Origin of the sequence: Sedimenticola selenatireducens DSM 17993, from assembly GCF_000428045.1 — a bacterium.
GTDB classification, from domain to species: Bacteria; Pseudomonadota; Gammaproteobacteria; order Chromatiales; family Chromatiaceae; genus Sedimenticola; species Sedimenticola selenatireducens.
Genome location: NZ_ATZE01000007.1, coordinates 206,279 through 218,314, shown reverse-complemented (window position 1 = coordinate 218,314; position 12,036 = coordinate 206,279). Strand labels below are relative to the sequence as shown.

The window sequence follows — 12,036 nt, the reverse complement described above, 5'->3', positions numbered from 1 at the left end:
GGACCGCAGGTTACATGGAACTGACACACGAAGATCTGCTGCGCCTGAACGTGCTTGCCGTCAACGCCGATGCCATTCGTATCAACGAGAACAGCATGGAGGTATATGGCAAAAAGGGCGAAAAAGAGCTGAGAGTTATCCTGCACCCCGACGGCAATCCGGACAGGTATCTCAAAAAAGTGCGCGAACTGCTCGCCGGAATCGCACTTGACTCCCCCGGCGGTTATCCCGTTTTTATTCAGCGCTGGACACGCATGGGACAAGTTGAAAGCACCCGGATGTCCAGCCTGCTGAAACTGGCGGAACCGGAGGCGGTCATGGCGGTAGTCTGTTCGCCGGGTTTGACCAATGAACTCGCCCAATTGGCTTGGTGGTGTGAACCACAAGCCGAGTATGCCAGACGAATGCTGGAACAACCGGCCGTGGCGGCTGGTTCGCTGGCGCCGGAACTGGCTGCCTTTCTGGTGGAACATCTTCCCTTTGAGACCGAACCTCAACAAATGCTGGAAACTGTGCGCCTGGTACTCCAGCCGGGGTTGATTGATGACAATCTCAAACAGCGGCTTTGGAACAGGGGACGCTCCTCGAAGAGCTATCGGGTGGGATTCCTGGAAACAGTCCCTGACGAGCTGCCTGACCAGTTGCCACCCAGAAACGACCTGCAATCCTATCGTTCTGCAATAGCACCGTTGACGGATCAGGGCAATCACTACGCCATACTCATAGAGAAACTGCTGGACAGTCGTGGCCAGACATTTGCCAATGCGGTGATTGACGTGGTGTCGCGCCCGGCCAACCAGGACGTGGTCAGCAGCCTGTTCAAAGCCGTAGGCAACTATTTTTCCAGCGCCCGGTCCCACACCGGTGAACTGCGCGAGATCAGTGAAATTGATCGCGTGGTCGAATCGTTGATAGCTGACAATGACGGCCCCCTTTTCCAATTATCGAAAAGACTTCCCGAATTGAGGGCGGAAATACACGCCATGCTGTTTCTGGCTCATATGGATGACAGCGTCCTTACGCCTATCCTCAGTCTGACGGACGCTGTAGGGTCGGTCATGCGAAAAAAAATCCAGCCTGTTTCACAACCAATGGTTCGGCATCTGGCCTGCCTGTTGGGACGTCAAGGCTGATCTTCACCCATTACACAACAGCTAACGCATTGATATTGAATACTATTAATATTTTTATTAAATAGTTGTTTACTATTTTAGTAATTTCTTATATTCTTACTCACAGTTAAGGCGAGCTGTAGCGCTTTACAGAACAAGACATATACTTAATCAAGGTTTTCAGGAGAGATACCCATGAACAAATTTGCAAAGATTGCTGCTGTTGTCGCCATGTTGTCCGCATCCGCCACTGCTTCTGCCTGGTGGGGCGGCGGTCCCTGGAATGGAATGGGCAACGGTATGGGAGACGGTACCGGTGATTTCAACATGAACTTCAGCGGCCGCAGCAATGCCTATACCCGTGGTAACGGCTATGGCTATGGCAACCCCTACTATGGTGGTTACGGCGCACCTTACGGCTATGGTGCTCCTTATGGCGCGGCTCCTTATGGTGCAGCTCCTTATGGTTACGGCGCACCTTACGGATACCCGGCACCAGGCGCACCAGTAGCTCCGCAGGCACCTGCCGCTCAATAATTGGTCATCTGGTCACCATGTGATCAAAGGATGCAAGCACAGGGATGTGCCGATTGTAAGAGTTCCGTTAAGAACTGTGCAGAACTTCATTTTCCCCGAGTCCGCAGGTAGGACTCGGGGAAAATGAACTACCCTTCTCTGTCATCAACCCACTAAGGTTAATACAATGAAAATCACCAAGTTAATTGTAGCGATTGCCCTGACCACAACCTGTATGATCGCTAGCGCCTGGTGGGGCGGCAATCCCTGGAATGGAAATGGATTCGGCAACGGTCTTGGTGACGGTTCCGGAGATTTCAACATGAGTTTCCGCGGTCGCGGCAATGCCTATACCCACGGTAACGGTTATGGCTATGGTAACCCCTACTATGGCGGCTATGGTAACCCCTACTATGGTGGCTATGGCGCACCTTATGGTGCCGGTGTCCATCCTTATGGACCTGTCGCTCCTCCACCCGCCTACATGACCGAAGAACAGCAAAAGGCCATGCAGGCCCAGCATCAGGCGATGCGCGAAGCCATGGAAGCCCAGCGCAGCCAGTTTCAGCAATCAGCACCCGGACAGCCGCCATTTGCCTATCCCATGGCGCCTTTCAACTCGGACAATCCCGAGGCGAACGCCCAGCGGGAAGAGATGATCAAGCAGATGGAGGCACAGCGTGCCGAGATGCAGAAGCAGCGCGAAGAGCGCCGCGCCGAGGCACAGAAACAGATGGAAGCCCGTCGTGCGGAAGCACAAAAACAGATGGAAGCCCAGCACGAGGCAATGCATCAGGCGATGCAGGAACGTCGCGCCAAGCAGCAGTAATGTAAAAACAAGTGCGGTGCGGGCCGCGTGCCCGTATCGCACCTCCCCAACTTCAGCCTCCGGATTCTGGCGTATTTTTCGGGGCACTCTCCTCCCACTGGCGACGCAAACTCTGCAGTTTCTGCTTATAGGCGTCAGCGTCACCATAGTCAAAGAACTTATCAACCCGGTGATGCGGGTCCGGAGTACGCCGCGCATGTTTTATCGGGCACCAGTACTGTTCCGTGCGCGCGCTGATCTCCCGGCAATACTCCACCACACCATTGCCATAACTGCAGTACAGACAATTCAGCTTTTCGATGGCGTTCAGATAGGAGAGTTGCAGCCGGTCCACGCTCATATAGTCGGACCGGCGGACCAGCGGGATACCATAGATCCTGAAGCAGGTATGCTGGTAAAGAGTGATCATCAGATCCAGTAAAGCCAGCGGCACAATAACACTGTAGATGATCGGTGCAGAGAGCACGTGCGCAAGCCTGGCGCCAAGAAGATAACGCCAGAGTCCGATTCGCTGTTGGCGTTGTAACGCCTTGAAGCCCTGCTCGAACCGAACCTTTCCCTGTTCAAGAGTATAATGAAACTGCCGACGCTTCTCCTTCAGCAGTTGGTCGATCTCTATTTCCAGTTCGGCCTGCAGCTTCTGCAGACGCCCCAGAATCTCTTCCAGCGTCGGTTTTGTCATGGTATTTCCTTCGGGAACCGGGACAATCTTTGGCTGGGCAGTATGGCATAGATATCGACCGGGTAATATTCAGCTTGCTCCGGGGTCGTAACCGTACCGTACTGTTAAACATGTCCGCTGATTTTGGCATGCAGCGGCTTGGTCTGATTGAACCGATCCTTCTGTTCCTGAGTGGCCTCCTGTTGATATTTCGCCTTCCAGGCATCGTAGGGCATACCATAGATGGCTTCCAGCGCCTCATCCTTGGTGATGGAAATACCCTGTGCATCAGCTGCCGCCTTGTACCATTTCGAGAGGCAGTTCCTGCAGAAACCGGCCAGATTCATAATGTCGATATTCTGCACATCGGTCCGTTCTCGAAGATGACCTACCAGACCACGGAATGCAGCCGCTTCCAGCTTGATTCTATCCATTTCATTCATAAACGCCTCCAATCTCGGTTCATCTGCATATGGATCTAATCTAACCCTTTGTTCAGAACCAAACAAAAGGGAAACCACAAGGTTATTTCACAGCAAAATTATTCCGTCCCATTCAGGCACCATTCAGCCATCAGGTCGTAGTCTTTAGGCGTACCGGGAAAATACAGAGGAGAATCGGAATGAAACTTTTAACCAAGGCGTTGATCATCACCTCACTATCACTTGCAGTCGTGACGCAGGTCCAGGCAGGAGGCCGACACGACGGAAGTGGCTTCGTGAAAAATCAGGATAGCCAATACCAACAAAGGCAAGTTGGTTGGAATTCCCATCGTGATGACCGTTTTACTCACCGCGAGAAAAAAATCATCCGGCATCGACACGGGCATTCCCACAACCGGGCCTGGCATCACCGCTTGAATAGTCAGTATCGCCCAAGCAGACAATACTGGAACCATTACGGCAGGCCGGGCCATCGATACGATTACGGCCACTCTTCCGGGACCATTATTTTTCGCTGGTGATCATGGCAACCGATGACCCGGCGTTTTCCCATTCCGGGTCATTTAAAGGAACGGGTACATCCCCATCCCGGGCTGAACGCTTTTTTCTGAGAAAGGCGAGCCAGTACCAGCCCAGGCTGTTGAACCAGCAGATCGCCGCTGTCCACAGGTCATGAGATATGAAGTGGGCGCCGCGTATCTGCTGGGTGATGCCAAATATCAGGCCCATGGTGATCCCGGTTATCAGACCAAGGCGTTTCCATTCCGGTCGTAACACGGCAAGGAAGAAATAGAGCGCCAGGAAAGTATAGCCGGCACCGGCATGCGCCGCCGGAAAACACTTACCATATTTGAAATCGCCCGGATGTGGTTCGAATAGCCCGAGATACGGATGCTCTCCCCCATAGCGCAACAGATCCCAGGGGCAATCGACATGGGTAAGCTCCTTACCGATGCCAACCAGTAGTCCGGACAGGGGCATCACCAGTGCGAGATACCAGATCGCCCGGCGGTAGGGTCGCATACGGGTAACAAACTGACTGATAATGGCAACCGCGAACAGGATCACCGCGAGTATCTTCACCAGCGCCTTGGCGTTGGTATGCAGGATGTCGGAAAACAGCACGCTGTTCTTCAGCGTCCAACCGGGCCCACCCGCCTGGTAGATCAGATCCGCAATATAGAGATCCAGTGAACTGATCTCCAGCAACCCCACCAGCAGCACAAACAGCAACAGTGGCAGAACAAGATGGTTGCGTAAGAAATTATTATTGTGTTGCATTATTGAGTAACCGCTGGCGGTTCCCAGGCATTCAGGTGCTGGGAAAATATGTAACTGGCCCCCTGATAATAGGCGATATCCCGCTCGATATCGGCATCCGGCGCAACAAGCGTGGTCTCTACAGGCGCTGATGCATTCGGATTGACCTGCCTGGTCATGCGCCGTTTTGGGCTGAGGATCGATAGTCGGTTGTCGGCATACAGACCCAGCTTCTGATAGTTACCGATCAGCGCCCGTTCATCGTCCGGCTGCATGGTCAATATGTTCTTGCCAAAAAAGGCCGAGTCATAATCCATATTCAACAACGCCAGCAGAGTGGGCGCCACATCGATCTGGCTCGACAGGGTATCCACCTTTTGCGCCTTAATATGTTCAGGGCTGTAGATCAGCATGGGAATATGATACTGCCTGACCGGCAGGGCAACCTTGCCCGCGCTACCGGAGGTATGATCGGCGACAATGACAAACAGGGTATCCTTGAACCAGGGCTTCTGCCGCGCCTTTGCAAGCATCTCGCCAATCGCCCAGTCGGTATATTTTACCGCGCCAGGCCGGCCACTGCCGGAGGGAATATCAATACGACCATCCGGATAGGTATAGGGTCGGTGATTGGTTGTGGTCATCAGATGAAAAAAGAACGGCTTATCGGCCCGATACGCAGAGTCCGCCGCCTTGATGGCCTGGGCATACAGGTCGTCATCTGCCATGCCCCAGGCGTTGGTAAAGCCCATTTCGCTGTCCGGCGTACTTGACTGATCGATAATGCCGTAACCATTACCCGCAAAAAAGGCATTCATGTTCTCAAAATAGCCGCGCCCGCCATAGATGAATTCGACGTCGTAGCCTTTCTGTTTTAGTACATTACCGATCGACCAGAGATTTGTCTCATGCCCTACACGCTTGACAATGGAACGTCCGGGTGTCGGCGGTATTGACAAAGTGACGGCTTCCAGCCCCCGGGTAGTCCGGGTGCCGGTGGCATACAGATTGGTAAACAGCATGGACTGGCCGGCCAGACGGTCCAGATTTGGCGTCAGATACTCGGTATTGCCGAATACACCAAGATAATCGGCACTCAGGCTCTCAACCATTACCAGAAATACATTAAGGTGTCGCTCGCTTCCCGGGTTATCAATATACCGCCGGATGTCGAAGCTGGGGGCAACGGCCGCTCCCTGACTGATCTCCTTCTGCAGGAGCGAGGCGGCCTTTGAGTCGGGCAGCGTCTGATAGAACTTGTAATAATCCAGCTCATTGTTCCGGAAGGCGGCAATAAACTGATAGGGGCCGTTACTGGCCAGCTCATTTTGATAGCTGTTATTGGACAGTTCACGCAGATCCTGATTAACCAGCAAAAAGCTCACCACCGGTAGCAGCAGTATCCCACCCGCATAGACCACGCGTTGCCGGAATGTCTCCCGGACATCAAGAACAGCCTTGATCCTGTCAGCAATCAGCCAGTATACAAACAGACTGACAACAAAAATGGCGCTGAGGTAGAGCGGTAACGGGTAAGACTCGCGGATGTTATCCGTCACTTCACGCCGGTACACCAGATAATCCACGGATATAAAATTGAAACGAACACTGAACTCATCCCAGAACAGCAGCTCTGCCGCTACAATAAACCCGAGGCAATATATAGTCGCAAAGATCGCAAGTTGCACAAAACCACGGTTCAGTCTAGTTTTCCAGATCCGTTCAGGTATTAACAACAGATACAGGGTAACCGGTATCAGCGCATAACTATAAAATGCCAAATCGTAAATCAGCCCCAGAAGATAGACCTTCAAAAATGCTATGATCGACAGGTCGGCTTCCGGGAATGCCGCCACCAGCAGCAGAGTTCGGGTAATAAAGAAACCGGCCAGCGCGATTAACAGAATATAGCCAATCAACGAATATCGGCTGTTGGAGTGTCGTGCCTGCATCAGAATTTATCTCATGGTAAGAATTGAGGACTTATCCTGGCGAGACTACTTGCAAAAGATTAAGGAAAACTTAAGGCTGTTAAAGCCTAATAGCGGATTTCTTGGGCTGCGAAATTGATGGACGATAATAATGCGGGTACTACTGGTTGAGGACGACCAATTGTTGGGTGATGGGCTGAGCGTCGGCCTGGAGCAGATGGGCTACACCGTCGACTGGATAACCGATGGAAATCAGGCGGAAGCCGCCCTGCAGGATGATGCCCTGGATCTGGCGATCCTGGACATTTCGCTTCCAGGACAGGACGGGCTGACACTGCTGCGCAGAATACGCCAACAGAACAACCCTATCCCAGTCCTGTTACTGACGGCGAGGGACAGCCTGGATGACCGTGTCCTTGGACTGGATTCCGGTGCCGACGATTACCTGCCCAAGCCATTTGATCTGGGAGAGCTTGCCGCGCGCCTGCGCGCCATATCCCGGCGCCGCGCCGGGCGTGGCTCTCCCCTGCTCAGGCATGGCGCTATTACCCTCGACCCGGCCGGCCGCACGGTTCATCTCAATGACCAACCGGTCACTTGCACTTCACGGGAGTACGCCATTTTGGAGGCGTTGTTGATTCACAGCGGCCAGGTGCTGTCACGGCAACGTCTGGAAGAGGCGCTTTACGGATGGGACGATGGGGTGGAGAGCAATGCCATAGAAGTCTACATCCACCACCTGCGGAAAAAACTCGGCAAGTCCACCATTCAGACCATCCGTGGAATGGGTTACAAAATCCCCAAACAGGCCGACGGCAATGTCTAGGAAGGTATCAATCCGCAAGCGGCTGTTACTGAGTCTGATCGGACTGATAGGCATCACCTGGCTGGGTATTTTTATTCTTGTCAACCAGGACGCGACCCATGAACTGGAGGAGATCTACGATGCCAGTCTCGCGCAGAATGCACGGATTCTGTTTGGGTTGCTGCAGCAGGAGATCAAGGAAGGTGAAGTGGAGTTGATTCGCAATATCGAGCTGAACAGCAATTTTCAACATGACTATGAGCTGAATATCGCATTCGCTGCAAATCTTGGCCGTCTTATTATCCAGTCGAAAGATGCCCCCGATTTCCTTACCGAGCTGCCGGAAGGCTTCAGCGACTACACATTTGATGGGGAAAAATGGCGTGTATTCACCCTCCGGGACAGGGAGACCGGACTGGTCATCCACACGGCACAAAAGCTTGCTGCGCGCGAAGAACTGGTCGCCTACCTGATCAAGGATACACTCTCAATCATCATGCTGGTGCTGCCGCTACTGGGACTGTTTATCTGGCTGGGCATCAGTCGCAGCCTGAGGCCATTGAAACAACTGGTGGATGAGGCGGGTGCCATGGACCCACACTCACTCCGTCCTTTCAATATTGATCATGCACCGGCTGAAATTTCTCCCCTGATCAGGGCACTCAACCGGTTACTGCAACGCCTCAACCACGCTATTGAAAATGAGCGCCGCTTTACCGCGGACGCCGCCCATGAGCTGAGAACCCCGCTGGCCGGACTCAAGGTGCAACTTCAAGTTGCGCTACGGGCAACGGATGAACAACAAAAGACCAAGGCGATGAACAAGGCGCTGCAGGGCATCGACCGAACCACCCACCTGGTCAACCAGTTGCTGACCCTGGCGCGGGCTGACCGGGAAAGCGCCACCACACTGACTTTCCAGTCCGTCGATCTGGTCGGGCTTTCCCGGAGAGTGATCACCACCCTGAAGGAGGACGCCCGACAACACCGCATCCGCCTGGAGATGGATTCAGCGCAACCCGAATATCCAATCAATGGCGAGCCGACCATGCTGCAGATCATGCTGCGAAATCTGCTGGAAAATGCCATTAAATACACCCCAGGTCCGGGTGCAGCCGGCATCCGGATTACCCGGGACGCCGACCGGATCCGACTGGAGGTATGGGATTCAGGAACCGGCATTTCCAGCGAGACGCTCGATCTGATGTTCCAGCGCTTCCGGCGTGGGGCACAAAGCGGTCCCAACGGCAGTGGACTGGGCCTGTCCATTGTCAAACGCATAGCGGAGATTCATGATGCCGAGATCGACGTGAATCATACCGACACTTCGACCGGGTTCCGCATCGGCATCCTGTTCCAGCCATTCAGATAGGCAAAACACCCCCCTTCCACAGCAGGTGCACCGCCTTGGGAATCTTAAAGGTCCAGGCCGGCTCGGGTAGTATGGAACTGAGACATGACCCGGTTCAGTTGCTCGATCTCCTCACTAATCTGCGCGTTGGAGTTGACTGTCTGGCGTGCGGCCTGTCTGGTATTTTCTGCCACCTCAGCAATACTGACAATCGAGCGATCCACTTCCGCGGTCACCTGGCTCTGCTGTTCGATGGCAGTAGCGATCTGGGTACTCATATCCCGGATAGTAGTCACCATGCCGACGATCTTCTCCAGGGCAACACCGGCCTCCTCGGTCTGCTCCACACTCTGGTGTGCGATCTCACGGCTCTTGCCGATCGCCTTGACCGAAGCCGTTGCCTGACTCTGTAATCGTTCAATGATATCGCGTATCTTGCCGGTGGACTCCTGAGTGCGCTGCGCCAGGGTGCGAACCTCGTCCGCCACCACGGCAAATCCACGCCCCTGATCACCGGCACGGGCAGCCTCAATAGCGGCGTTCAGAGCCAACAGGTTGGTCTGCTCGGCAATACTGGTAATCACCTCAAGCACCTGCCCCACCTGCTGGGTATCACTCTCAAGGATGTTGATGGTGGAAGCGGCCTCTTCAACCTGCTGCGCCATGTTCTGAATACCACTGCGGGTATGATTGACAATGGTCTGGCCGGTTCTCGCTTCCTGGTCCGCCTGTGACGCAGACTCGGCCGCCTGGCTGGTATTGCGCGCCACCTCCTGTACGGTTACGGTAATTTCGTTTATTGCAGTGGCAACCTGGGTGATCTCCTGTTGCTGTTGAGTCACCCCCTGATCGGTACTATTCAGCGTCTCGGTCGCCCTGGACGTCGCCTCGCTGACCTTATCGGCAACCTGACATACGCCTTTGATCATCTGCCCCACCTGTTGCAGCATGTTGTTATAGGCGGTATAGGCGAGCCCGATCTCATTCTGGCTGTCCAGGCAGTCAATCGGTTTGGAGAAATCACCCTTACTCACCTCCCCAAGATGAGTGCGCAGTTGATCGATCTCCTTCATCAGCACGGTCATGCCGAACACCCGACCCAGCACCACCAGCAGCAGAATGATTGAGGTCATGACAAAGGCGATAGTCTGTTGCAGCGCGACCGAGTCGTTGGCTGCAGTGGCCATCATACCCACCGCTTTGTTCATCTCCTTCAATACCTGAACCGACTGTTTCTGAATCGCCGCCAAACCGGCATTGTCCGGACTTGCCGCATACTGGGTAATTACCTGCTTGTACCCCGACCAGAGCTGCTCCACGAGTTTGAGTTGCTCAAGAATCAGCGCATCTTTCACCGGGAGTATATTTTGTGCTTCATCACCCTCAAAAAGCGCTTTGTGAGAGGATTCAAACAGATTGATCGTCTTCTCCATCACCTCGCGGCTCTCAGCCTGCTGGGCCACCAGCATCGCCTCTTTGGCCAGCCGCTGGCTCAACATCCGCTGCCGGCCGGCGACATCAATGGAGTTGGAATTCACCCCCAGACTCAGATAGATGGTGATCACCGAGATAAGGGCGCAGAGGAAGATCAGGATATAGGAGAACAGGAACTGGCTGTTGATGGAGCGAATACCGACAGCCGATAACAGCCAGCGAATAAGATGGGTTATGGACTCACGCATGAGGAGATCCCCTGACAATTGAAATTTTCCAATTCTACCAACCGGGCTATTCCATTAATTCCGGGCAAATAATCATTGTCTGTTGTATCGACAAATCAGCCTGATCCTTTAGTCATAAGACCAAAGCTGACAAAGATCAGAACCGGTCCGGTCATGCAAAATTCTCATACTCCATCAGGTCACGATGGGAGATGCGTCTTCTGATCAGGCCATATTGATCACCCGTGATCATCACCTCAGGAATGACATCCCGGCTGTTGTAGCCGGACGCCATAACCGCCCCATAGGCACCGGCCTGAAGCAAGGCCACACGCTCCCCCGAGTTGACCCGCGGCAGGCTGGCCTGTTGTAGAAAACTGTCGCTGCTCTCACAGATTGGGCCAACCACATTGCAGATCTCCCTTGCTTCATCCGATTGCTTCAGCGTTAACAGTTGATGGGAGGCCTGATACAGGGCCGGGCGCAGCAGATCATTCATACCAGCATCCAGAATCAGAAAGGGAACCGGCTCAACTTCCTTTCGATAGACCACCTCACTCACCAGCACTCCGGCAGTCGCCACCAGGGAGCGTCCTGGCTCGACGGCAATTGCCACCCCCAGGTTCCGCAGCTCCCGATCGATCACGGCGGCAACCGCCCCGTACGCCAGACAACGACCATCACCGTAGTCAATACCAAAACCGCCACCCAGGTCCAGGTGGGTAATTGGATAGCCTTTATCTCTCAACTCGATAACCCACTCCCGTAGTCGACGGCAGGCTTTCTCATAGGGTTCCAGTGTCACTATCTGGGAACCGAGGTGCACTGCCAGGCCATGTAGCCTCAAACTGTCACTGCGCACAATCCGCTCCAGCGCCAACTCCAGTTGGCTGAAAGGTATTCCAAACTTGCTCCCCCTCACAGCGGTGGTGATATGCCGGTGGGTTGCCGCATCCACCTCCGGATTGATCCGTATTGATACGTTGGCGGTACGGCCCCGGGATTCGCAGAGATCCGCCAGACGTTCCAGCTCCGGAATCGATTCCAGATTGAACTGAAATATGCCCGCATCCAGCGCGGCCAGCAGCTCCGATGTTCTTTTTCCGACACCGGAGAAAATAATATCTTGTGGAGGAATCCCGGCCTTCAGTGCGCGCGCCAGTTCACCCTCCGATACGATATCCGCACCCAAACCCGCCTCGGCCATGAGCCGCAGCACGGCAAGATTGCTGTTGGCCTTCACCGCATAATGTATCGTGGCGCCAATGCTCTCGAAGGCGGATTTGCAATCCCCTATCCGCGCCTTGATGGCCGCTGCCGAATAACAGTAAAACGGGGTCTCCACCTGTTCGGCAATGCTATTCAGAGATATGGATTCCATGTAGAGCTGTCCATCACGATACTGCAAGAAGCTTTCACTATTCACTGTTTGTCTCCGTCGGTTTTGGTCTAATGTTGATCCTACCG

At 54.0% G+C, this 12,036-nt stretch carries 12 protein-coding genes; 6 read left to right on the top strand and 6 right to left on the bottom strand.

Going from position 1 to position 12,036, the window contains the following annotated elements:
* Positions 1-14 precede the first annotated feature (14 nt).
* The 3 genes from A3GO_RS0106520 to A3GO_RS26680 all read left to right on the top strand — a co-directional run bounded on the left by A3GO_RS0106520 (position 15) and on the right by A3GO_RS26680 (position 2,457).
* Positions 15-1,133: a hypothetical protein gene (locus A3GO_RS0106520; RefSeq protein ID WP_029132720.1), complete on the top strand. Its 1,119-nt coding sequence runs from the start codon at positions 15-17 to the stop codon at positions 1,131-1,133.
* 174 nt (positions 1,134-1,307) lie between these two features.
* The gene (locus A3GO_RS0106515; protein WP_029132719.1) at positions 1,308-1,649 is read left to right on the top strand and encodes a sulfur globule family protein; all 342 of its coding nucleotides are present in this window, start codon (positions 1,308-1,310) and stop codon (positions 1,647-1,649) included.
* A gap of 166 nt (positions 1,650-1,815) precedes the next feature.
* Complete coding sequence (locus tag A3GO_RS26680) at positions 1,816-2,457, top strand: sulfur globule family protein (protein ID WP_037374778.1); 642 nt, start codon at positions 1,816-1,818, stop codon at positions 2,455-2,457.
* Between the two features lie 52 nt (positions 2,458-2,509).
* On the opposite strand, the gene A3GO_RS22830 is transcribed toward A3GO_RS26680, so the two are convergent.
* Positions 2,510-3,139: a hypothetical protein gene (locus A3GO_RS22830; protein WP_037374776.1), complete on the bottom strand. Its 630-nt coding sequence runs from the start codon at positions 3,137-3,139 to the stop codon at positions 2,510-2,512.
* Positions 3,140-3,243: 104 nt separating this feature from the next.
* Positions 3,244-3,561: a DUF1244 domain-containing protein gene (locus A3GO_RS0106500; RefSeq protein ID WP_029132718.1), complete on the bottom strand. Its 318-nt coding sequence runs from the start codon at positions 3,559-3,561 to the stop codon at positions 3,244-3,246.
* Positions 3,562-3,740: 179 nt separating this feature from the next.
* Here A3GO_RS0106500 and A3GO_RS26055 point away from each other — a divergent pair, with 179 nt between their 5' ends.
* Positions 3,741-4,082, top strand: coding sequence for a hypothetical protein (locus tag A3GO_RS26055; RefSeq protein WP_157606742.1), 342 nt, complete (start codon positions 3,741-3,743; stop codon positions 4,080-4,082).
* Here A3GO_RS26055 and A3GO_RS22825 read toward each other — a convergent pair.
* Both A3GO_RS22825 and A3GO_RS0106485 read right to left on the bottom strand, forming a co-directional pair.
* Complete coding sequence (locus A3GO_RS22825; RefSeq protein WP_051301898.1) at positions 4,066-4,842, bottom strand: phosphatase PAP2 family protein; 777 nt, start codon at positions 4,840-4,842, stop codon at positions 4,066-4,068. The genes A3GO_RS26055 and A3GO_RS22825 overlap by 17 nt on opposite strands.
* Positions 4,842-6,773 (bottom strand): LTA synthase family protein, encoded by a 1,932-nt coding sequence (locus tag A3GO_RS0106485; protein WP_051301897.1) that lies wholly within the window; start codon positions 6,771-6,773, stop codon positions 4,842-4,844. Before A3GO_RS0106485 ends, A3GO_RS22825 begins: the two co-directional genes overlap by 1 nt.
* A gap of 130 nt (positions 6,774-6,903) precedes the next feature.
* Between A3GO_RS0106485 and A3GO_RS0106480 the strand changes: the two genes are divergently transcribed.
* Together A3GO_RS0106480 and A3GO_RS0106475 are read left to right on the top strand one after the other, a co-directional pair.
* Complete coding sequence (locus tag A3GO_RS0106480; RefSeq protein ID WP_029132715.1) at positions 6,904-7,578, top strand: response regulator; 675 nt, start codon at positions 6,904-6,906, stop codon at positions 7,576-7,578.
* Positions 7,571-8,929 (top strand): ATP-binding protein, encoded by a 1,359-nt coding sequence (locus A3GO_RS0106475; RefSeq protein WP_029132714.1) that lies wholly within the window; start codon positions 7,571-7,573, stop codon positions 8,927-8,929. The genes A3GO_RS0106480 and A3GO_RS0106475 overlap by 8 nt, the downstream gene beginning before the upstream one ends.
* A gap of 44 nt (positions 8,930-8,973) precedes the next feature.
* Here the strand turns inward: A3GO_RS0106475 and A3GO_RS0106470 are convergent, their stop codons facing one another.
* Together A3GO_RS0106470 and lysA are read right to left on the bottom strand one after the other, a co-directional pair.
* Positions 8,974-10,590: a methyl-accepting chemotaxis protein gene (locus A3GO_RS0106470; protein WP_029132713.1), complete on the bottom strand. Its 1,617-nt coding sequence runs from the start codon at positions 10,588-10,590 to the stop codon at positions 8,974-8,976.
* Between the two features lie 151 nt (positions 10,591-10,741).
* On the bottom strand, positions 10,742-11,995 hold the full coding sequence (gene lysA / locus A3GO_RS0106465; RefSeq protein ID WP_084609847.1) for a diaminopimelate decarboxylase: 1,254 nt from the start codon (positions 11,993-11,995) through the stop codon (positions 10,742-10,744).
* Between the last annotated feature and the right edge of the window lie 41 nt (positions 11,996-12,036).